The organism is Mesorhizobium sp. 113-3-9 (genome assembly GCF_016756515.1).
GTDB lineage: Bacteria > Pseudomonadota > Alphaproteobacteria > Rhizobiales > Rhizobiaceae > Mesorhizobium.
Map to the genome: position 1 here is coordinate 123,149 of NZ_AP023246.1, position 21,147 is coordinate 144,295.

Consider the following 21,147-nt stretch of genomic DNA (forward strand, 5'->3'; position numbering starts at 1 on the left):
ATCAACAACCAGAGGGAACACCCCAGAGGGACGACCAATGAAGCTCACCCGTCGCAATCTCATCCTGCTCGCTGCCGCCATCGGCATCGCCGCCGGTCCCGCCACCGCCTATGCCGCCGATGTGCTCAATGTCGGCGCCTACCCGACCAATCCGCCCTTCGAATACAAGAACGAGAGCGGCACTTTCGAGGGCTTTGAAGTCGATATCGTCAACGAAGCGGCCAAGCGCATCGGCATGACCACCGATATCGCCGATCTCGGCTTCCAGGCGCTGTTCGCGGCCACCACCTCGAAGCGTATCGATGTCGCCATCTCCTCGATCACCATTACCCCGGAGCGGCTGAAGTCGCAGTCCTTCACCCAGCCCTACTATGATTCCGACATGGGCATCGCCACCAAGACCGACAGCGCTGTCAACACCGAGGCCGACCTCAAGGGCAAGATCGTCGGCGTGCTGTCCGGCTCGACCGGCGAGACCTGGGTCAAGGCGCATCAGGAAGCCGATGGCTTCAGCGACGTGAAGGGCTATGACACGCAGCAGAACCTTTTGCTCGACCTCAGCGCCGGCCGCGTCGACGCCGCCGTCAGCGACATTCCGGGCATGGAATACTCCTTCACCAAGATGAAGGACCTGAAGGTGAAGCAGCGCATCAAGACCGGCGAACAATACGGACTGATGATGACCAAGGACCACCCGCTGCTCGGCAAGCTCAACGACGCGCTGACGGCGATGAAGAAGGACGGCACGCTGGCCGCGATCCACAAGAAGTGGTTCGGCAGCGACGCGCCGGCCGACTCGTCGACCGTCAAGGAAATGCCGATGCCGAAGGCCTGAGCGGCGACCGAGAACAGGGGCGTGACGGCTCAAAAGGCCGGCACGCCTCGTTTTCATTGATGATCCTTCCCCGGAGCCACAGGTCCGCGCGGCAAAACCGCTTTCGGTGTTTCCGGGCCCTGCTCCAGCGTCGCGGGACGCAAAACGGTTCGGGAACGCTCCCATGTCGCTGATCGACACCTTCTTCAACGCCGACGTCATCGCGTCGAGCCTGCCTGCGCTGCTGCGCGGATTCCTGAACACGCTGCTGCTCGGCCTGCTCAGCATCGGCATCGGCATCCCGATCGGCCTTGTGATCAGCCTGCTGCGGCTCTATGCGCCGAAGCCGCTGCGGTGGCTGGCGGTCGGCTATACCGACATTTTCCGCGCCTTGCCGGTGCTGGTGGTGCTGATCCTGATCTACTACGCGCTGCCCTTCCTCGGCATACGCCTGTCGTCCTGGGCGTCCGCGGTGACGGCGTTCGCCATCATCATGTCGGCCTATTCGGCGGAAGTCTTCCGATCCGGCATAGAGAGCATTCCGCGCGGCCAGTTCGAGGCTTCGCAGGCGCTCGGCCTGCCGTTCCTTCTGACCTTGCGCAAGGTGGTGCTGCCGCAGGCGGTGCGCGTGGTCATCCCGCCGATGACCAGCAACTGCGTCTCGATGTTCAAGGACACCTCGCTCGCCTCGACCGTGGCGCTGCCGGAACTCTTGAAGGAGGCGACCAACGCGCAGTCGCTCTACGCCAACCCCTCGCCGCTGATCGGCGCGGCACTCGTCTATCTCATCTTCCTCTGGCCGATGGTGCGCCTCGTCAGCCTGCTTGAAGCCCGCTTCAAGACCGAAAAGACGCGCTGACCATCAGACCGTTCGCCATGGCACTTCGCAGGAGACATCCCTTGAGCAATCCCCAGGCCACCGCTACCGACGGCTTCCCCGTCGCCACCATCCGGGCCATGTTTCCCGCCCTGCAGCGAGCGGGCGATTTCATCTTCCTGGACAACGCCGCCGGCGCGCAGATTCCGCAGAGCGTGCTCGACGCGGTGACCAACCACCTTGTCTCGCACAATGTGCAGCGCGGCGGCCGCTATGGCCGCAGCGTCACCGTCGACCAGTCGGTCGCCGATGCCCGCACAAGCGTGGCGCTGCTGATCAACGCCTACAGCCCGGCGGAAATCTGCTTCGGCATGAACGCCACCTCGTTCATCCGCCTGGTCAGCCTCGGCATTGGCCAAATGCTTGGAGAACGCGACGAGATCGTCATCACCGACATGGACCATGACGCCAACATCGCCACCTGGCTGGCGCTGGAATCGGTCGGGGCGAAATTCAAGTGGTGGCGCATGCGCGAGGACGGCAACCTGCATGTCGACGATCTGCGCCCGCTGGTTTCCGACCGCACCCGCCTCGTCGCCTGCACGGTGACGGCGCATTCGATCGGCTCGATCGTCGATGTCGCTTCCGTTGCCAGGATCGCGCATGCGGCCGGTGCCGAAGTATTCCTCGACTGCGTGCATTACGGACCACATGGGCTGATCGACGTGCAGGCCTGGGATTGCGACTACCTCGTCTGCTCCGGCTACAAGAACTTCTCGCCGCATATGGGCTTCCTCTGGGGCCGCTTCGACACACTGAAGCGGCTGCCGACCTTCCGCGAGGATTTCATTCCGGACGAACCACCCTACAAGGTCGAGGCCGGTACGTTTATCTATGAGAATGTGTCGGGCATGGACGCGGCCGTGCAGTATCTGGAACTGATCGGCCGCAATCTCGCGCCCTCCAACAATCGCTCGCGGCGCGAAAACATCGTTGCCGGCATGACCGCCATCCGTGACTACGAGCTGGTTCTGGCGCGCGAGATGCTTGGTGTGCTCAAGGGCTGCGGCGCGACTATCTACGGCGTCGCGGACGAGGCCCGCATCAACGAGCGCGTGCCGACCTTCTGCTTCAACATCGGCAAGCTGTCGCCGCAAAGGATCGTCGAGGAGATGGCCGAGATGCAGATCGGCATCCGCGACGGACACATGTACGCGCCACGCCTGATGAAGCGCCTCAATCTGTCGATGGACAGCGGCGCCATCCGCGCCTCGCTGGTGCATTACAACACGGTCGAGGAAATCCACCGCTTCGGCGAGGCGCTGCAGGCGATCATCGCCAAGTTATCGTGACATGACTGGTCTTGGCGAGAACGATGATGAGAGCGCGAATGGGGCGACATATCTTGTTGTCCTCAGCGAACCCACGCCAGAGGACATTGTCGCCCTAGAAGATGGCCTTTACGGCTTCAACGTCGCTGCGACCGGCGTCGATGACGGCCGCTATTTGTCGATCTTCCTGAAGAGGAATGACGGGACGATCTACGCAGGTCTCCACGGGCACAGTTGGGCGGGCGTGTGCGAAATCAAGACGCTATGGATCGCCGAGAGCGAGCGCGGCAAGAGCCTCGGCTCGCGCCTCCTTGCAGCCGCAGAACAGGAGGCTCGGCTGCGCGGGTGCCATGTCATCCATCTCGCGTCCTTCACCTTCCAGGCGCCGGACTTCTATGAAAAGCATGGATTTCACCGGCTGGTGCAACTCGAGGACTTCCCGCGCGGCCACGCCAATGTCCTGCTCGCAAAGACGCTGATGCCTGAGGCACCAGTCTAGCTTCCCCTCGCCGGAAGGCAGCGACGCCCGGAGTCAGGCCGCCGCCTTCTTCTTCGCCAACCTTGCCTTGATCGAAGCGACGTCGGCGCGCGGCGTCGCCGCGAAAAGCGTCCTGGTGTAACTGTGTTTGGGGTCGGAAAAGACCTCGTCGCGCGAGCCGTATTCGACCGCCTCGCCGAAATACATCACCATCACATCGTCGGCGATGTAGCGCACCACGGACAGATCGTGGCTGATGAAGACATAGGTCAGCTGGAATTCGTCCTGCAGGTCGGCGAGCAGGTTGAGCACCTGCGCCTGCACCGAAAGATCGAGCGCTGAAACCGGCTCGTCGAGCACCAAGAGGCTCGGGTTCAGCATCAGCGCGCGGGCGATGGCGATGCGCTGGCGCTGGCCGCCCGAGAACATGTGCGGATAGCGGTTGTAGTGCTCGTGACCGAGGCCAACCTTCTTCAGCATCTTCATGGCGAGGTCACGCCGCTCGGCGGCCGGTTTGTCGGTGTTGATCAGCAGCGGCTCACCCAGAACGTCGCCGATCTTCTGGCGCGGATTGAGCGAGCCGTAAGGGTTCTGGAAGACGATCTGCACCTTGCGGCGCATTTCCTTGGTCAATCCGCCCCTGGCGATGTCGACCTTGTTGCCGTCGATGAACAGCTCGCCCGCGGTCGCCGGATCGATCAAGGTGATGATGCGGGCGAGCGTTGACTTGCCGCAGCCGCTTTCGCCGACGATGGCGAGCGTCTTGCCCTTGTCCACGGTGAAGGAGACGCCCTTGACCGCATGCACGGTGCGCGGTCCGGTGAACAGGCCGCCGCCGATGTGATAGTCGCGGACGATGTTCTTGCCTTCGAGGACCGTGGTGCTCATGCGGAGGCTCCAGCGGCGGAGGGAGCGGGCTCGAACAGCATGTCGGACACGGTCGGCAGCCGGTCGCCGACGGCGTTTTCCGGCAGCGCCGACAGCAGTGCGCGCGTGTAGTTGCTCTTTGGCGATTCAAACAGCGACAGCACGTCGGCCTCTTCCATCTTGCGGCCCTTGTATTGGACGATGACGCGGTCGGCGGTCTCGGCCACCACGCCCATATTGTGGGTGATCATGATCAGCCCCATGCCGTATTTGGCCTGCAGCGAGACCAGGAGATCGAGGATCTGCTTCTGGATGGTGACGTCGAGTGCGGTCGTCGGCTCGTCGGCGATCAACAGCTTGGGATTGCAGGCAATGGCGATGGCGATCATGACGCGCTGGCACTGGCCGCCCGACATCTGGTGCGGAAACGAACTCAGCCGTTCCTCCGGATCGGCAATGCCGACCAGCTTCATCAGTTCGATGGCCCGTGCCCGGCGCTGGGCGCGATCCATGCCCATGTGGAAGCGCAGCACCTCCTCGATCTGGAAGCCGACGGTGAAGCACGGATTGAGGCTGGCGATCGGTTCCTGGAAGATCATCGATATGTCCTTGCCGACGATCTTGCGCCGTTCGGACGGGCTGAGCTTCAACAGATCGACGCCATCGAAGGCCATGCGGTCGGCCCTGACCGTCGCCGTGTTGGGCAACAGCCCCATCACCGCCAGCATCGACACCGACTTGCCGGAGCCGGACTCGCCGACGATCGCCAGCACCTCGCGCGGTTCGATCGAAAGGTCGATGCCTTGCACGGCCATGAACGGTCCGGCAGCGGTGTCGAAGGAAACGGTGAGGTTCTTGATCTCAAGCAGAGGCATGCTCACGACCTCTTCAGCTTGGGGTCGAGCGCATCGCGCAGACCGTCGCCGATCAGGTTGATGGCGAAGACGGTGATCAGGATAGCGAGGCCGGGGAACGTCACCACCCACCAGGCGCGCAGGATGAACTCCCGTGCTTCGGCAAGCATGGTGCCCCATTCCGGCGTCGGCGGCTGTGCGCCCATGCCGAGGAAACCGAGCGCGGCCGCCTCGAGAATGGCGTTGGAGAAGGACAACGTCGCCTGCACGATCAGCGGCGCGATGCAGTTGGGCAGGATGGTGACCAGCATCAGCCTGAGATGGCTGGCGCCGGCAACCTTGGCCGAGATGACATATTCGCGGTTCTTTTCCGCCATTACGGCGGCGCGGGTGAGCCGCGCGAAATGCGGCTGCAGCACGAAGGCGATGGCGATCATGGCATTGACGAGGCCAGGGCCAAGGACCGCGACCAGCACCAGCGCCAGAAGCAGCGACGGGAAGGCCAGGATGATATCCATGATGCGCATGATCAGCGTATCGACCCAGCCGCGGCAATAGCCGGCCAGCAGGCCGAGGATGACACCGGAGATCAGCGCCGTGGTGACGACGACGAAGCCGATGGCGAGCGAGAAGCGTGAGCCATAGATCAGGCGCGACAGCATATCGCGGCCGACGGCGTCGGTGCCGAGCAGGAACTGCGCATTGCCGCCCGCCTGCCAGGCCGGCGGCGTCAGGAAGAAGTCACGGAACTGATCGTCAGGCGAGTGCGGGGCGAGCAACGGCGCGAAGAGAGCGACCAGGATCAGCAGCGCGAAGACGAAGAGGCCGATCACCGCGCCCTTGTTGATGGAGAAGTAGTGCCAGAATTCCGCGAACATCTGCAGCCGCGCGTCCTGCGGCTTGACGACGGTGGCGGCTTCGACGGTGGCTGGGCCTTCGTTGGTCATGTCAATTGGCCCGTATGCGCGGGTTGATGACGGCGTAGAGCACGTCGACGATGAGGTTCACCGACATGACGATCAGCGCGATCAGAAGCAACCCGCCCTGGACGGTGAAATAGTCGCGCTTGGAAATGGCGTCGATCATCCACTTGCCGATGCCGGGCCAGGAGAAGATGCTCTCGGTCAGGATGGCGCCGGTGAGCAGCGTGCCGACCTGCAGGCCGATGGTGGTGACGACCGGGATCAGCGCGTTGCGGAAGGCATGCAGGCCGATGACGCGGCGCGGCGCCAGGCCCTTGGCGCGCGCGGTGCGCACATAATCCTCGCCCAGCACTTCGAGCATGGCCGAGCGCGTCTGCCTGGCGATGACCGCCAGCGGGATGGTGCCGAGCACGATGGTCGGCAGGATGAGGTGCGACACCGCCGAGCGGAACGCGCCCTTCTGCCCGGAAATCAAGGAATCGATGGTCATGAAGCCGGTCACCGGCTTGAAGAAATAGAGGAGGTCGATGCGGCCGGAGACCGGCGTCCAGTGCAGCGTGCCGGAAAAGACGATGATCAGCAGCAGACCCCACCAGAAGATCGGCATGGAATAGCCGGCCAGCGCGGTGCCCATGGTGAGCTGGTCGAACCAGGAGCCGCGGCGGATCGCGGCGAAGATGCCGAAGGCGACACCGAAGACGACGGCGAAGATCATGGCGAAGATGGCGAGCTCGACCGTTGCCGGGAACCGCACCAGGAAGTCCTTGAGCACCGGCGTCTTGGTGGAAAACGAGGTGCCGAAATCGCCGCTGAGGATATTGGTCAGGTAGGTCAGATATTGTTGCCAGATCGGCAGGTCGAAACCGAACTGGTGCATCAGCGCCGTGTGACGTTCGGGCGACAGGCCACGTTCTCCCGCAAGCACCAGCACCGGATCACCGGGCAGGATGCGCACGAAGCCAAAAGCGAGGATGGTTATCCCGATGAAGGTCGGGATGATGAGGGCGAGCTTGCCTAGGATATAACGCAGCATGGCGGGCGAGGTGGGGCGGCACCTTGTGGCGCCGCCCCGTTTCGCGAACCTTATTCGGCGATATCGACGCCGTCAAAGCGGTGGATGCCGAGCGGATCCATCGCAAAGCCGGAGACGGTCTTCTGCATCGGCATGAACACCTTGGAATGCGCGAGCGTTGCCCACGGTGCCTGTTCCTTGAAGATGACCTGTGCCTGTTCGTAGAGCTTGGTACGCTCGGCCTGGTCGGAAACCGTCTTGGCCTTGTTGATGAGCGCATCGAAGTCCTTGTTGCACCATTCCGCGCGGTTGTTCGAACCGACGGAAGCGCAGCTCAGGAGCACGCCGAGGAAGTTGTCCGGATCGCCATTGTCGCCGGTCCAGCCGACGATGACGGCGCCGTCGTGATCGACCGCCGAAGCGCGCTTGAGATATTCACCCCAATCGTAGCTGACGATGTTGACGGTGACGCCGACTTTGGCGAAGTCCGCCTGGATCAGTTCGGCGGTGCGGCGCGCGTTCGGCATGTACGGGCGCGAGACCGGCATCGCCCAGACGTTCATCTTGAGATCCTTGACGCCGGCTTCCTCAAGCAGCTTCTTGGCCGCGTCCGGATCGTACGGATCGTCCTTCACGTCCTTGTTGTAGGACCACATGGTCGGCGGGATCGGGTTGATCGCCACCTGGCCGGCACCCTGGAAGACGGCGTCGATGATGGCCTTCTTGTTGATGGCCATGTTGAGCGCCTTGCGGACACGCACGTCGTCGAACGGCTTCTGCTGTGTGTTGTACATCAGCGCGCCGACGTTGAGGCCTTCCTGCTCCGCGACCGTCAGGTTCGGATCAGCCTGCAGACCGGCAATATCGGCCGGCGCCGGGTACGACATGATGTTGCATTCGCCGGCCTTGAGCTTCTGCGCGCGCACCGCCGGATCGGTGGTGATGGCGAAGACCAGATCGTCGATCTTCTGCTTGCCGCCCCAATAGTCGGGGTTGGCTTTGTAGCGGATGGCGGCGTCGGTCTGATAGTCGACGAAGATGAACGGACCGGTGCCGACCGGCTTCTGGTTGAACAGTTCAGGCGTCTTGTCGGCCTGCAGCTTGTCGGCATATTCCTTGGAGACGATGGAGGCGAAATCCATGCCCAACGTCGGGATGAAGGTGATCGCCGGTTCCTTGAGGGTGAACTTCACCGTCTGGTCGTCAACCTTCTCGACCTTGGTGATGTTGTCGCCGAACTGGTCATTGTAATACTGATAGGCAATGCCCGGTATGTACTGGAACCAGGGGCCGTTCTTGTCGACCTGGCGCTCGAACGAGAACACCACGTCGTCGGCGTTCAGATCGCGCGTCGGGGTGAAATAGTCGGTGGGCGCGAACTTGACGCCCTTGCGCAGCTTGAACGTATATTCCTTGCCGTCGTCGGAAATGGTCCAGCTTTCAGCCAGGCCGGGCGAGATCGAGGTCTTGCCGTGATCGAATTCGACGAGGCGGTTGAAAACGGTACGCGAGGACGCGTCGAACGTCTGGCCCGCGGTGTACGGCGCCGGATCAAAACCCTCCGGCGATGCCTCCGCGCAATAGACCAGGGTTTTCGCGTTGGCCACGCCTCCCAGGACGCTTGCAGCCAGCAACGCGGCTGCAAAAGTCAATTTCTTCTTCATTGAGCACTCCCTGAATGTTCTTCCAAGCCCCTCTATCAGGCTCGCGAAGCGCGCATATAAGCACCGTTTTTCCGGCTTTGGAACACCCCGTTTGCTTACCCCGCGGGAAGCAGGAAAAAAATCCGTAATTTTGCTAAATGGCAGAAAAAATTAGCAGTTTTTTCCATTCACGATATTATTAACGACCGCATTTTTTTATTGATCCGGCATTTGGCGACATCGTTGCCGCGTCGCGTCTTCAGCCGGCCTCGGAAGCGGAAAGATACCGTTCCAAGTGTAGCCGGCGGGGAAGATTTTCGGCGGCAAATCTTTCCGCGCCTTGCCGCAAGGGCAAGACTTGCACCGCCGCCGATAGAGGCAATACATAGATGGTCAGGCTGGCGGCAGCGGAGGACGTCTCTATCATCTGGAGGCGGGCGCGGCACAGACGACCAAGAGACGCGCGAACAAGAATTGCTAGGGAGGAACGGGTGGCAAAAGCATCGAAGGCGCCGGTGAAAGTGTCGGCCAAGGCGGTTTCGAAACCAGCCGCCGCCGACGGGCAAGGCAAAGCTGCCGCCAAAGCCGCGACCGCCAAGGCAGGCGCGAAGCCCGCCAAGACGGCACCAGCGGCAAAGGCGGCGACCACGGCCAAGAGCCCCGCCAAGCCGGCCGTGAAAGCCGCTCCGGCAAAGACCTCGCCGACGAAGTCTTCTCCCATAAAGGCAGCGGCGAACAAGGCCGGCGCAACGAAGGCCGCATCGTCAGCGAAGGCGGCACCGACACCGCCGCCCGCACCAGGCCGGCGACTGCCGAAGGCACTCACCGAGCTCGTCGCCGGCCTGCCGGAAAAACCATGGCTGAAAAGCTATCCGAAGAACATGCCGGCCGAGATCGGCCCCCTTCCCCACAGCTCCATCGGCGACTTCCTTGTCGCCGCGTGCAAGCAGTTTTCCGGCCAGCCGGCCTTCACCTGCATGGGCAAGTCGATCACCTATGCGGAGCTTGAGCGGCTCTCGGCGGCATTCGGCGCCTATCTGCAATCGACGGGACTGCAGAAGGGCGCACGCGTCGCGCTGATGATGCCGAACGTACTGCAGTATCCGGTGGCGATGATGGCGGTGGCCCGCGCCGGCTATACGGTGGTGAACGTCAATCCGCTCTACACGCCGCGCGAACTGGAACACCAACTCAAGGATTCCGGGGCGCAGGCCATCGTCATCCTCGAAAACTTCGCAGGCACACTGCAGGCCGTGGTCTCCAGGACCTCGGTCAAGCATGTCGTGGTCGCTTCCATGGGCGACATGCTCGGCGGGCTGAAAGGCACGATCGTCAATCTGGTCGTGCGCCGCGTCAAGAAAATGGTGCCGGCCTGGTCATTGCCCGGCCATGTCAAGTTCAACGCGGCGCTGAAGGCTGGCAGCGGCATGAACTTCAAGCCGGCCACGGTGGCCGCCAATGATGTGGCCTTCCTGCAATATACCGGCGGCACAACGGGGATCTCGAAGGGTGCTACCCTGTTGCACAGCAATGTGCTGGCCAACGTCGCGCAGAATTCGCTCTGGATCGAAGACGCCTACACGATCAAGCCGAAGCCCGCGCATCTCAACTTCGTCTGCGCACTGCCGCTCTACCACATCTTCGCGTTGACGGTGAACGCTCTGATGGGCATGCAGCAAGGCGCCCAGAACATCCTCATCCCCAACCCGCGCGACATTCCAGGCTTCGTCAAGGAACTCGGGAAATATCCGGTCCACATCTTTCCCGGTCTCAACACGCTGTTCAATGCGCTGCTCAACAATGAGGATTTCCGCAAGCTCGACTTCAAGCCGCTGATCCTGACGCTGGGCGGCGGCATGGCGGTGCAGAAGGGCGTTGCCGAGCGCTGGAAGGCGCTGACCGGCTGCCCAGTCTCGGAAGGCTACGGCCTGTCGGAAACCTCGCCGGTGGCGACCGCCAACAAGTTCACATCGGGTGACTTCACGGGCACCATCGGCCTGCCGCTGCCTTCGACCGAAATCGCCATCCGCGACGATGACGGCAACAATTTGCCGCTGGGCGAGGTCGGCGAGATCTGCATAAGGGGACCACAGGTGATGGCCGGTTACTGGAACCGGCCCGACGAGACCGCCAAGGTGATGACCAAGGACGGCTTCTTCAAATCGGGCGACATGGGCTTCATGGACGAGCGCGGCTACACCAAGATCGTCGACCGCAAGAAGGACATGATCCTGGTCTCCGGCTTCAACGTCTATCCGACCGAACTCGAGGAGGTCGTGGCCATGCATCCGGGCGTGCTTGAAGTCGCGGCGATCGGCGTGCCGGACGAGCATTCTGGTGAAGTGCCGAAGCTGTTCATCGTCAAGAAGGATCCAGCCCTGACCGCGGAAGCCATCACCGCTTTTTGCCGCGAGAACCTTACCGGCTACAAGCGGCCCAAATACATCGAGTTCAGGACCGAATTGCCGAAGACGCCGGTCGGCAAGATCCTGCGGCGGGCGCTGCGCGGCTAGTGATCCTTGCCGACAATGATGCACCGGACCGGCGCCCTCGCCTCGATGCGGCGGAATTCATCAAGGCCAACATGCGCCTTGTCCCGGTGCCCGCACTTCCCGAAATCCGGCTCTACACCGCCCATCCGGGCAGCGGATTGAGGCGGCTGGTCGAGCCTGAAGACGATGCGGGCGCGGGCGCGCCGGAGCCGCAGCCGCCCTACTGGGCCTATGCATGGGCCGGCGGCGCCGTTCTGGCGCGCTATGTCCTCGACCATCCGATGAGCGTGGCGGGCCGCCGCGTGCTCGACCTGGGCGCAGGGTCCGGCCTGGTCGGCATCGCCGCCGCGAAGGCCGGCGCGTGCGAGGTGGTTGCCGCCGAAATCGATCGCAACGGCATCGCCGCGATCGGCCTCAATGCAGCCGCCAACGGCGTCGTCATCACGGTGATGGATGGCGATATCACCGGGGGTTCGCCCCCCTTGGTCGATCTCGTGCTTGCCGGTGATGTGTTCTACGGACAGGACGTCGCGGCGCGCGTCATGCCTTTTCTCGATCGCTGCCTCGTCGCCGGCGTCGAGGTGCTGGTCGGCGATCCGGGGCGGGCCTATCTGCCGCGGTCGCGGTTGCGCCTGCTTGCGGAATACAAGGTGCCGGACTTCGGCGAGGCGAGAGACGCCACATTGAAACCGAGCGGCGTCTTTCGCTTCGAGGCCGAGACCGCCCCTGCCTAGAGCATTTCACCGTTTCACGGAAAAGCGCGCCGCGGTGAAACGGATCCATGCGGCGCACCTTGGGTCCTTGCTTTCATGCATGTCGTTGTCCCAAAACCGAAGTCACTTTGGGCGACATGCATCAGCGGAGGCGATCAAACCGTCTCCTTGACCCGCGTTGAAAGGAAATCCGGCAGGTCGGCAACCGAATCCAGGATGACGTCGGCGATCTCGGCCAGCGATTCGCGCGTACCGGTGCCGGAAAGCACGCCGACCGCCAGGCCACAACCGCCGGCACGCGCCATTTCGAGGTCGTGGCGGTTGTCGCCGACCATGGCGATCTCCGCCGGCTTCAGCCCGGTGAGGTCGCAGAAGGCCTGGATGGTGTCGGGCGCGGGTTTGGGGTTGGCCACCGCGTCGTAGCCATAGGCCGCGTCGAAAAGCTGCGCGACGCCGAGCGTGACCAAGGTCTTTTCCGCGCCGCTGGTGGAATCGTTGGTGGCGACGCCAAGCCGGTAGGATTTTTTATGCAGCACCGCCAAGGTGTCGACGACGCCCGGCAGGGCCACCGCCATCGCCGAGCCTTGCACCGAGGTGATCTCGTTGAAGCGGGCGACGGCCAGCATCTGGTCTTCGTTCGACAGGCGCGGAAACCAAAGTTCGACGACGTCGAGATTGGTGCCGGAAGCAAAGATGGAGTCGGGCTTGAAGCGCCGGTTGGCGAAATCGAAGCCGGCGGCCGCGAGCAGCCTGTCGGCCTTCCAGCGGTCGCCATCGGATGCGTCCATGGCCATGAAGTCGGCAACGCCGAGCCACGTCGCGTTGAAGTCGACAAGTGTCCCGTCCTTGTCGAACAATATCCCCTTGATGTCTGCCAAGTCGTTCACTCCGAACCACGCAATTGGTGGATGCGTTCCACAAGGCCCCTTGTAGAGGCGTCACGGTTTGCGGCGCTTTCCTTACCTTCCACGACAGGCAGCAGGCCGGTCGCCAGCTCCTTGCCGAGTTCGACACCCCACTGGTCGAAGGAATTGATGTTGAACAACGTACCCTCGACGAAGACGCGGTGCTCGTAGAGCGCGATCAGCCGGCCGAAGGTGCGCGGGTCGAGCTTGCGATAGAGGATGGTCACCGACGGCCGGTTGCCGGAGAAGACGCGATGCGGCGCTATCCTGTCGACATCGTCCGGCTTCATGCCCTTGGCCAGCATCTGCGCGCGGGCTTCGTCCAGCGTGCGACCCTTCATCAGGGCTTCCGACTGCGCCAGGCAGTTGGAGAGCAGCAGATCGTGTTGATGCCGCAGGTTCGGCTCGTGGCCAACGGCCGCGGCGAGGAATTCGACCGGAATGAGGTCAGTGCCCTGGTGCAGCAACTGGAAGAAGGCGTGCTGGCCATTGGTGCCGGGTTCGCCCCAGACCAGCGGTCCGGTCGGCGTCGTCACGGGCGTGCCGTCGAGGGTGACACCCTTGCCGTTCGATTCCATATCGAGTTGCTGCAGATAGGCCGGCAGCCTGGACAGGCGCTGGTCATAGGGGATGACCGCGCGCGCCGGATAGCCGCAGATGACCCGATGCCACCAGCCGACCAGCCCCAGAAGCGCCGGCAGGTTCCTGGCCAGCGGAGTGGTGCGGAAGTGCTCGTCCATCTCATGCGCGCCGTCGAGGAAGGCGCGAAAATTTCTTGGGCCGACGGCGATCATGACAGGCAGGCCGATCGCGCCCCAGACCGAATAGCGGCCGCCGACCCAGTCCCAGAAGCCGAAGACGCGATCCTGCTCGATGCCGAACTTGGCCACCAGGTCGAGCGCCGTCGAGACGGCGGCGAAATGCTTGCCGACCGCTTCCTTGCCGAGCGCCTTCTGCACCCAGTCGCGCGCCGTCTGCGCGTTGGTCATCGTCTCGACCGTGGTGAAGGTCTTGGAGGCGATGATGAACAGCGTGGTCTCGGCGGACAGGTCCTTCAGCGTGTCGTGGATATGGGCGCCGTCGATGTTGGAGACATAGTGCGCGCGCGGTCCGTCATGATAGGGGGCGAGCGCCAGCGTCGCCATGGCCGGGCCGAGGTCAGAGCCGCCAATGCCGATGTTGACGATATCGGTGATCTTCTTGCCGGTGGCGCCAGCTGCCTTGCCGGAGCGGACCGCATCGGCAAAGGCACCCATCGCGTCGAGCACGGAAATGACATCCGCCTTGACGTCCTGGCCGTCGACGGTGACGCCCTTGCCGCTGAGGTTGCGCAGCGCCGTGTGCAGCACGGCGCGGTCTTCGGTGATGTTGATCTTCTTGCCGGCAAACATGGCGGCGCGGCGACCCTCGAGATCGGCGGCAGCGGCCAGCTTCTCCAGCAAATCCATGGTGGTGGCGTCGACGGCGCATTTCGACCAGTCGAGCAAAAGGTCACCGTCGGTGGCGGAGAATGTCTTGAACCGCTGTGGATCGGCGGCGAAGGCCTGGCGCATGTCGGCCGGCGCGCCGGCGCGATGATCGCGCAAGGCGGCAAGCTGTTTCTGGAAGGCTGATTTATCCACTGGCGGGGACTCCTGGCGTTTTTCGACGCACTCTATCAGACCGGATGTTTCCGGCGCGTGTCGTCGCGACAAAACTATTGAGCCGAATTCCGTCCGGTCAATACGCGGCGATGACGCAGCGCGTCACGAAGTGATGACATGGTTTGTGACAGGAACGATACAGCGCCCGATTTCGGCTGAAGGATCACTGGCATAAATCCCAAAGATCAGAAAAATTGATTGGCGCAACCCCTTGTGCCACCGTTACATTCGACTGGTCCAGCCAAGCGAAAAAAGCTGGCCATCGAGGAACATCTTCCATGCCACAGAGAAACGACACGGCGATATGGTCCGGCCTGTTCCGGATTTCGGCTGAATCCGGCCAGACCCTGCAGGCGCAGATCCGCCAAGCCATCGTGGCCGCCATTCTAGACCGTCAGATCGCCGCTTCGATGCCGCTTCCTTCCTGCCGGATCCTGGCCGAAAAACTCGGCGTGGCGCGCGGAACCGTGGTTCTCGCCTTCCAGCAGCTTGTCGACCAGGGTTTCCTGGTGGCGCGCGAGCGGCGCGGCCATTTCGTCAATCCGGACGTGCTGGCGACACCGGCCAAGCCGCACCAGAAGGCGCCCGACCAGGCCAACGAGATCGACTGGAAGGCGCGCCGGCAGATCGCCGCCAGCGACATGCCGCCGCCGGCCAAGCACGAGAACTGGATCAAGTCGTCCTACCCCTTCGTCTATGGCCAGTTCGACCCGGCGCTGTTCCCGACCGCCGAGTGGCGCGAGTGCAACCGCATGGCGCTGGCCGTGCTCGAGATCCGCAACTGGGCGTCCGACATGGTCGATCGCGACGATCCGCTCTTGATTGAGCAGATCCAGGCGCGGCTCCTGCCCCGGCGCGGCATCTTCGCCAATCCCGACGAGATCATCGTCACGCTTGGCGCCCAGAACGCGCTCTACATGCTGGCTTCGCTGCTGATGACCAAGGGCTCGAAGGTCGCGATGGAGGATCCCGGCTACCCCGACGCGCGCTCGATCTTCCGCCTTGCGGGCGCCGAGATCCAGCCTGTGCCTGTCGACCAGTCCGGCATCGTAACCTCCTCCATCCCCAATGATTCCGGCTTCGTGTTCGTCACGCCCAGCCATCATTGCCCGACCATGGTGCCGTTGTCGGCCGAACGGCGGCAGGATCTGCTGGCACGTGCCAACCGTCACAACCAGATCATCATCGAGGACGGCTATGACAGCCAGCTTCTCGACGAGGCGCCGCAGCAGGCGTTGAAGAGCCTCGATCGCTCCGGCCGCGTCGTCTATGTCGGCTCGATGTCGAAGACGCTGGCTCCGGGCCTGCGGCTTGGCTACATCGTCGCCTCGGCTGGACTAATCGCGGAACTCAGGGCGCTGCGCCGTTTCATGCTGCGCCATCCGCCGGCCAACAATCAGCGCGCCGTGGCGCTGTTCCTGTCGCTCGGCCATCACGAGGCCCTGGTGCGGCGTCTGTCGAGCGCCTTTGACGAGCGGCGCAAGCGTCTGGTCCATGCGATTTCCGCTTTCCTGCCGGAATGGCGTTCGACCGATTCGGCCGGCGGCACGTCGCTATGGCTCGAAGGGCCGCGGGGCACCGATTCCCGTGGTTTGGCCGAGGCCGCCGCCTCGCGCAGCGTCATCATCGAGCCGGGAGACCGCTTCTTCGACCGCACCGAAAAGCCTTCGCGTTTCATGCGGTTGGGCATTTCCTCGATCGCGCTGCAGCACATCGAGCCCGGCATCCGCGAACTCGCCACCGCGGCCGGACGCAGGCCGGCCGCTGCCTGATCCACTCACCCGATCCTTTGACCTGAGCCCCCAAAGGCGGCTCCGGTTCCTTTAGCTCTGGCACATGCAACCGGACAGGCTGGCCCATAGGCTGTGCCAAAGCCGGCGGCATAGTCGTGGCACAAAGGGGAAGAAGCAGCCGATGGTGGACCAACCGCCGCCCTGCTTCCGAGAAAGCTGGAGTGTCTCCATGTCAGTGGTTCTTGAAAAGCAGGAAGCGACGGCGGATCAGCGCTCGCGCCGCTCCGGTGGACGCGAAGCGCGCCGCGCCATGCGGGCAGCGCCGCTCGCCGACGACATCAGGCCGGTGCGCGCCGGCCTCGAAGGCGGCAGCTACGGGCCGTTGCGCGGGAACGACCAGGAACGCATCCACGAGGCGGTGCTGACGCTGCTGGAGACGGTCGGCTTCGCCAATGCCATCCCTTCCTGCATCGAGGCACTGACCAGGGTCGGCGCCACCCATGGCGATGATGGCCGCATCCGTTTCCCGCGCGCGCTGGTGCTCGACACCATCAAGAAGGCGGCGCGCAACTTCACCTTGCACGGCCAGGACCCGAAACATGACATGGTGATCCAGGGCAAGCGCGTGCACTACGGCACGGCGGGTGCCGCCGTGCATCTGGTCGATGTGGAGAAGCGCGAATATCGCGAATCGCTGCTGCAGGACATCTATGACGCGGCCCGCCTCGTCGAGGGGCTCGACAACATCCATTTCTTCCAGCGGCCGATGGTGCCGCGCGACATTCCCGATCCGCTCGAAATGGACTTCAACACGCTCTACGCCTGCGTGATGGGCACGTCCAAGCATGTCGGCACCTCGTTCACGGTGCGCGAGAACGTGCAACCGGCGCTGGAAATGCTCTACGCCATTGCCGGCGGCGAGGAGAATTTCCGCGCCCGGCCTTTCGTGTCGAACTCCAACTGCTTCGTCGTGCCGCCGATGAAATTCGCCGAGGACGCCTGCGGCGTGCTCGAGGCCTGTGTCGAGGGCGGCATCCCGATCCTGCTTTTGTCGGCCGGCCAGGCCGGCGCGACGGCTCCGGCGGCGATTGCCGGTGCCGTGGTGCAGGCGGTGGCCGAAGTGCTGGCCGGCCTCGTCTATGTCAACGCCATCAAGCCGGGACATCCGGCGATCTTCGGCACCTGGCCGTTCGTCTCGGATCTCAGGACCGGAGCCATGTCGGGCGGTTCGGCCGAGCAGGCGGTGCTGACGGCTGCCTGCGCGCAGATGGCGCAGTTTTACGATTTGCCCGGCGGCTCGGCCGCCGGCATGACGGATTCGAAACTGCCCGACATCCAGTCCGGCTATGAAAAAGGCATCACCGACGTGATGGCCGGTCTTGCCGGGCTCAACCTGGTCTACGAATCGGCCGGCATGCATGCCTCGCTGCTCGGCTTCTGCCTGGAAAGCCTGATCATCGACAATGACATGCTCGGACATTGCCTGCGCTGCGTCCGCGGCATCGAGGTGACCGATGAAGCACTGTCGATCGACACCATCGCCGAAGTCTGCCTGAAGGGACCGGGCCATTATCTCGGCAACGAGCAGACGCTGCGGCTGATGCAGACCGAGTATTTCTATCCGGCCGTCGGCGACCGGTTTTCGCCGAAGGAATGGAACGAAAAGGGCCGGCCCGACATATTGCAGCGCGCGATCATCGAGAAGAAGCGCGTCCTTGTCGAACGCTTCCCGCGCCATGTGCCGAAGCTGCTCGACGACAGGCTGCGCGCGCGCTTCGGCGACATGATCAAGCTGCCGCGCGCCAATATGGGCGGCTGAGCCGCGTCAAAGCAGTCAGTCGGCTCCCAGGCCGTAGCGTTCGACGACTTCGGCGTTGATCAGTTTGGCGTGCAGCGTCATCAACACGATCTGGGCGTCGAAACTGTCGCCGGCCTCGACCGCGTCCTCGATACGGCGCTCCACGTCCTGCCGCTGCTGCAGGCCTTGGGAGCGCTCGAACGCCTCCGGTCCGGCAACGCAATAGCTGAACAGCCGCGCCACGTCCGGGTAGGCCTGCGGCGGCGGCTCGTCGGACCAGCGATCCTTCATCAGATTGACGAGGGTGAGTTTCACGCCCTCCGGCACAAGGGCGGGATGAAGGTCGGCGCCACGCAATGCCGCATCAAGCTGCCTCAGATCGCCCGATCGTCCGAACATTCCGAGAAAGCCCAGGGAAGAGCGTCGCTGCGCCATGATGTTCCAATCCGTTTCCAACCACTTAAGTGGTCGGCGAGCGGAATACAAAGGCAGGAGAAGATCTAAGCGCGGTGCGTTGAAACGGATTCATGCGACGCGCTTCAGGTCTTTGTTCTCATGCATGTCGTTCTCCCAAAACCAAGGTCACTTTTGGGCGACATGCATTAGAGCAATCCCAGGAAAAGTGTGTAACGGTTTTCCGTCCGGAATTGCGTAAAAACAAATAGTTAGAGCGGTTCTGCGATTCCATGAAACGCTGAACCGCTCTAGCCGCTCGCCGCCAGCAGCAAGACACCGGCAAGGGCCGATCCGGCGAGCGTCGGCAGCATGCCGATCTTCAGCCTCAGGATGGCGATCATCGCGGCACAGGAAAGCAGTGCCGCACGCCAGTCGATCGACGAAAGCACCGGGACATTAATACCGAGACCCATCGCGTGCACCTCACGGAAAACGACGTGCAAGGCAAACCACAAAGCAAGGTTCATGATGACGCCGACAACAGCGGCGGTGATCGCCCCCAACGCGGCCGACAATGCCCTGTTGCCGCGCAAGGTCTCGATGTAGGGCGCGCCAAGGAATATCCAGAAGAAGCACGGCGTAAACGTCACCCACAAGGTCAGCAGCGCGCCAAGCGATCCGCCAAGCAGCGGGTTCAACGACCCGGCGTGACGGAACGCGGCGATGAAGCCGACAAACTGCAACACCAGGATGAGTGGACCAGGCGTGGTCTCGGCAAGCCCAAGACCATCGACCATCTCACCGGGCGCGAGCCAGCCGAAAGACTGGACAGCCGCCTGCGCGACATAGGCAAGCACCGCATAGGCGCCACCGAAGGTGACGACCGCCATCAGGCTGAAGAACCGGCCTATCTCTGTCCATACGCTGGCAGAGCCGGTGAACCACCAGATAACAAGAACCGGTCCGAGCCAGATCGGCAGCCAGATTGCGACAGTGCGCGGCGCATGCCATCTGGTCGGTTCGACATGGGTCAACTCTCCGCGCTCGAACATCAGGTCGACCGCTCCCTTGATATCGGCAATGTCGTCCTTGCCATGCGCCGAGCCGGAAAACAGGCCGGGAACAATGCGGTCTCCCAGCCATCCTGTCAGGCCCGCGAGCAGGACGATGAGCGGAAACGGCACGTTCAAAGCGTAGATGGCGATGAAGGCCGCAACCGCGATCGACACCATGGCCGGGTTTTTCAGCGCACGCCGTCCGATGCGGATCACCGCCTCGATGACGATGGCAAGCACCGCCGCCTTCACACCGAGGAAGAGCGCCTCGACGAGCGGCATGTCGCCATAGAGCACGTAGAGACTGCTCAAGACGAGCATGACGAGCGCGCCCGGTAGGACGAACAAAATGCCGGCGACAAGGCCGCCGATCGTCCTGTGCAGCAGCCAGCCTATATAGATGGCGAGTTGCTGGGCTTCCGGGCCGGGCAGCAGCATGCAGTAATTCAGTGCATGCAGGAAACGCTGTTCGCCGATCCAGCGTCGTTCCTCGACCAGTTCCTTGTGCATCAGCGCGATCTGCCCGGCGGGCCCGCCAAAGCTGAGCAGTCCGATCTTCGCCCAGACCTTCAGGGCTTCGGCAAAGGTCGGTGCCGCCGGCGCTTCGACGTTCCCCGACCTGTGTGCAGGCACAACGGCGCTCATGACGGTTTACCTGCGCTGGGCCAGTTGTGCGTTTCCTCGGTGGCATCGCGGCACCAGCGGAAGAACGCATCGTAGAGCAGCATGCCTGCTTCCAGTTGCTCCAGATCGTCGCGAAACATCCGCGACAGGCCAAGCGAGGCAGCCAGAAAGCCGGCGGCCTGGGGCACCAGATCGAGACTTGCAGTGTCGGCCGCGCGCACAATCACGGCAAGGCGATCGAGTGCGGCGGACCCCAGCCCGAATTCCTCGATCATCGTATCGAAGGTGCAGCGTTCGCCACGATGGCTCCAGAACACGTTGTCGATGTCGAACGGCTCGGCCTGAAAGCGGTCGGCCACGGCAGGCACTTCGGCCGCCTCGACGAACAGGAAGACCGCGCGAGGATCGATGAAACGCCGGATCAGCCAGGGGCAGGCGATGCGGTCGACCTTGGGGCGCGCGCGCGTCACCCAGACCGTGCGGCCCTTTTCATCGCGCGGCGGCAATTTGTCGGTGCGGACCAGAAGTCCGTCCGCATCGCGCCAGGCTTCGAAGCCACCTTCGAGGGTTTCGGCGGGGATCCCCCCGTGGCGCAGCCATGCGGCTACACCTTGCGAGAGTTTCCGGCCTTTCTGGCAGACCACCACGACGGGCTTGCCGGCGAAGTCGGAGGCCCAGGTCGAAACGGTTTTGAAATCGCGGCGGACCAAGGCCGGCAGCAGGCGCGGATCGGCGTCGAAATCCTCATCAATGCGGACATCGATGATTGCAGGCGCACCCGGCAGGCCGACCAGACGGGATAGTTGCGATACGGTGATAGCGGTTGTTGACGGCATGGCGTCCACCTCCTGATAGAGAAGCCTGGACGCGAACGTTGGGCTGACGCCTCACGGGGTCGTCGCGATGCACCCCTTGTCATGATCGTGGATTTGTTGGGCACGCTTGTCAAGGATCGTGACCGGTCTCGAACCGTGTCAGGACGCACAATGCCAGATGGAAGAACGGCTGGCGGCCTGATTGATCAAGCCGCCAGCCGTCGATCCGATGTC

18 protein-coding genes are annotated in these 21,147 nt (G+C 63.2%); 8 read left to right on the plus strand and 10 right to left on the minus strand.

The genetic code is table 11. The features are described 5' to 3' along the window. The first annotated feature begins 37 nt into the window (after positions 1 to 37). The 4 genes from MesoLj_RS00600 (at position 38) to MesoLj_RS00615 (ending at position 3,461) form a co-directional block, all read left to right on the plus strand. Positions 38 to 835 carry an ABC transporter substrate-binding protein gene (locus tag MesoLj_RS00600; protein ID WP_202324738.1) on the plus strand — a complete coding sequence of 266 codons (798 nt, stop codon included), beginning with the start codon at positions 38 to 40 and terminating at the stop codon, positions 833 to 835. Between the two features lie 163 nt (positions 836 to 998). After that, on the plus strand, positions 999 to 1,673 hold the full coding sequence (locus tag MesoLj_RS00605) for an amino acid ABC transporter permease (RefSeq protein ID WP_056569735.1): 675 nt from the start codon (positions 999 to 1,001) through the stop codon (positions 1,671 to 1,673). Between the two features lie 17 nt (positions 1,674 to 1,690). Next, positions 1,691 to 2,983, plus strand: coding sequence for a cysteine desulfurase-like protein (locus MesoLj_RS00610; RefSeq protein ID WP_202324739.1), 1,293 nt, complete (start codon positions 1,691 to 1,693; stop codon positions 2,981 to 2,983). Position 2,984: 1 nt separating this feature from the next. Next, positions 2,985 to 3,461: a GNAT family N-acetyltransferase gene (locus tag MesoLj_RS00615; protein ID WP_202324740.1), complete on the plus strand. Its 477-nt coding sequence runs from the start codon at positions 2,985 to 2,987 to the stop codon at positions 3,459 to 3,461. A 33-nt stretch (positions 3,462 to 3,494) separates the two neighbouring features. Here the strand turns inward: MesoLj_RS00615 and MesoLj_RS00620 are convergent, their stop codons facing one another. From MesoLj_RS00620 to MesoLj_RS00640, 5 genes are all read right to left on the minus strand, one after another. Then, complete coding sequence (locus tag MesoLj_RS00620; RefSeq protein ID WP_202324741.1) at positions 3,495 to 4,328, minus strand: dipeptide ABC transporter ATP-binding protein; 834 nt, start codon at positions 4,326 to 4,328, stop codon at positions 3,495 to 3,497. Beyond that, complete coding sequence (locus MesoLj_RS00625) at positions 4,325 to 5,182, minus strand: ABC transporter ATP-binding protein (RefSeq protein ID WP_056569729.1); 858 nt, start codon at positions 5,180 to 5,182, stop codon at positions 4,325 to 4,327. The genes MesoLj_RS00620 and MesoLj_RS00625 overlap by 4 nt, the downstream gene beginning before the upstream one ends. A gap of 2 nt (positions 5,183 to 5,184) precedes the next feature. Next, a complete protein-coding gene (locus tag MesoLj_RS00630; RefSeq protein WP_171883339.1) occupies positions 5,185 to 6,039 on the minus strand; it encodes an ABC transporter permease subunit in 855 nt (284 codons plus the stop codon). A 70-nt stretch (positions 6,040 to 6,109) separates the two neighbouring features. Continuing rightward, complete coding sequence (locus tag MesoLj_RS00635; protein ID WP_056569725.1) at positions 6,110 to 7,117, minus strand: ABC transporter permease subunit; 1,008 nt, start codon at positions 7,115 to 7,117, stop codon at positions 6,110 to 6,112. 50 nt (positions 7,118 to 7,167) lie between these two features. Then, positions 7,168 to 8,760 carry an ABC transporter substrate-binding protein gene (locus MesoLj_RS00640; RefSeq protein ID WP_140769808.1) on the minus strand — a complete coding sequence of 531 codons (1,593 nt, stop codon included), beginning with the start codon at positions 8,758 to 8,760 and terminating at the stop codon, positions 7,168 to 7,170. 470 nt (positions 8,761 to 9,230) lie between these two features. On the opposite strand from MesoLj_RS00640, the gene MesoLj_RS00645 reads away from it, so the two are divergent. Continuing rightward, positions 9,231 to 11,252, plus strand: coding sequence for a long-chain fatty acid--CoA ligase (locus MesoLj_RS00645; RefSeq protein ID WP_202324742.1), 2,022 nt, complete (start codon positions 9,231 to 9,233; stop codon positions 11,250 to 11,252). Further along, complete coding sequence (locus MesoLj_RS00650) at positions 11,252 to 11,965, plus strand: class I SAM-dependent methyltransferase (protein WP_446720284.1); 714 nt, start codon at positions 11,252 to 11,254, stop codon at positions 11,963 to 11,965. Before MesoLj_RS00645 ends, MesoLj_RS00650 begins: the two co-directional genes overlap by 1 nt. A 134-nt stretch (positions 11,966 to 12,099) precedes the next feature. Here MesoLj_RS00650 and MesoLj_RS00655 read toward each other — a convergent pair whose 3' ends face one another. Further along, positions 12,100 to 12,822 carry an HAD family hydrolase gene (locus tag MesoLj_RS00655; RefSeq protein WP_202324743.1) on the minus strand — a complete coding sequence of 241 codons (723 nt, stop codon included), beginning with the start codon at positions 12,820 to 12,822 and terminating at the stop codon, positions 12,100 to 12,102. A gap of 5 nt (positions 12,823 to 12,827) precedes the next feature. Further along, positions 12,828 to 14,471, minus strand: coding sequence for a glucose-6-phosphate isomerase (gene pgi, locus MesoLj_RS00660; RefSeq protein ID WP_202324744.1), 1,644 nt, complete (start codon positions 14,469 to 14,471; stop codon positions 12,828 to 12,830). Between the two features lie 299 nt (positions 14,472 to 14,770). Here pgi and pdxR point away from each other — a divergent pair, with 299 nt between their 5' ends. Continuing rightward, a complete protein-coding gene (gene pdxR, locus MesoLj_RS00665; protein WP_056569714.1) occupies positions 14,771 to 16,264 on the plus strand; it encodes a MocR-like pyridoxine biosynthesis transcription factor PdxR in 1,494 nt (497 codons plus the stop codon). 190 nt (positions 16,265 to 16,454) lie between these two features. Beyond that, on the plus strand, positions 16,455 to 18,044 hold the full coding sequence (locus MesoLj_RS00670) for a trimethylamine methyltransferase family protein (protein ID WP_202324745.1): 1,590 nt from the start codon (positions 16,455 to 16,457) through the stop codon (positions 18,042 to 18,044). Between the two features lie 15 nt (positions 18,045 to 18,059). Here MesoLj_RS00670 and MesoLj_RS00675 read toward each other — a convergent pair whose 3' ends face one another. The 3 genes from MesoLj_RS00675 to MesoLj_RS00685 form a co-directional block, all read right to left on the minus strand. Then, the gene (locus tag MesoLj_RS00675; protein ID WP_202324746.1) at positions 18,060 to 18,458 is read right to left on the minus strand and encodes a hypothetical protein; all 399 of its coding nucleotides are present in this window, start codon (positions 18,456 to 18,458) and stop codon (positions 18,060 to 18,062) included. 269 nt (positions 18,459 to 18,727) lie between these two features. Beyond that, positions 18,728 to 20,119, minus strand: coding sequence for a chromate efflux transporter (gene chrA, locus MesoLj_RS00680; protein WP_202324747.1), 1,392 nt, complete (start codon positions 20,117 to 20,119; stop codon positions 18,728 to 18,730). Next, positions 20,116 to 20,934, minus strand: coding sequence for a chromate resistance protein ChrB domain-containing protein (locus tag MesoLj_RS00685; RefSeq protein ID WP_202327097.1), 819 nt, complete (start codon positions 20,932 to 20,934; stop codon positions 20,116 to 20,118). The genes chrA and MesoLj_RS00685 overlap by 4 nt, the downstream gene beginning before the upstream one ends. Positions 20,935 to 21,147 lie beyond the last annotated feature (213 nt).

Bases quoted from the DNA above. Each gene is read 5' to 3' on its own strand.
- MesoLj_RS00600 (WP_202324738.1), top strand. From the start codon at position 38: ATGAAGCTCACCCGTCGCAATCTCATCCTGCTCGCTGCCGCCATCGGC.
- MesoLj_RS00605 (WP_056569735.1), top strand. From the start codon at position 999: ATGTCGCTGATCGACACCTTCTTCAACGCCGACGTCATCGCGTCGAGC.
- MesoLj_RS00610 (WP_202324739.1), top strand. From the start codon at position 1,691: ATGGCACTTCGCAGGAGACATCCCTTGAGCAATCCCCAGGCCACCGCT.
- MesoLj_RS00615 (WP_202324740.1), top strand. From the start codon at position 2,985: ATGACTGGTCTTGGCGAGAACGATGATGAGAGCGCGAATGGGGCGACA.
- MesoLj_RS00620 (WP_202324741.1), bottom strand. From the start codon at position 4,328: ATGAGCACCACGGTCCTCGAAGGCAAGAACATCGTCCGCGACTATCAC.
- MesoLj_RS00625 (WP_056569729.1), bottom strand. From the start codon at position 5,182: ATGCCTCTGCTTGAGATCAAGAACCTCACCGTTTCCTTCGACACCGCT.
- MesoLj_RS00630 (WP_171883339.1), bottom strand. From the start codon at position 6,039: ATGTTCGCGGAATTCTGGCACTACTTCTCCATCAACAAGGGCGCGGTG.
- MesoLj_RS00635 (WP_056569725.1), bottom strand. From the start codon at position 7,117: ATGCTGCGTTATATCCTAGGCAAGCTCGCCCTCATCATCCCGACCTTC.
- MesoLj_RS00640 (WP_140769808.1), bottom strand. From the start codon at position 8,760: ATGAAGAAGAAATTGACTTTTGCAGCCGCGTTGCTGGCTGCAAGCGTC.
- pdxR (WP_056569714.1), top strand. From the start codon at position 14,771: ATGCCACAGAGAAACGACACGGCGATATGGTCCGGCCTGTTCCGGATT.
- MesoLj_RS00670 (WP_202324745.1), top strand. From the start codon at position 16,455: ATGTCAGTGGTTCTTGAAAAGCAGGAAGCGACGGCGGATCAGCGCTCG.
- MesoLj_RS00675 (WP_202324746.1), bottom strand. From the start codon at position 18,458: ATGGCGCAGCGACGCTCTTCCCTGGGCTTTCTCGGAATGTTCGGACGA.
- chrA (WP_202324747.1), bottom strand. From the start codon at position 20,119: ATGAGCGCCGTTGTGCCTGCACACAGGTCGGGGAACGTCGAAGCGCCG.
- MesoLj_RS00685 (WP_202327097.1), bottom strand. From the start codon at position 20,934: ATGCCGTCAACAACCGCTATCACCGTATCGCAACTATCCCGTCTGGTC.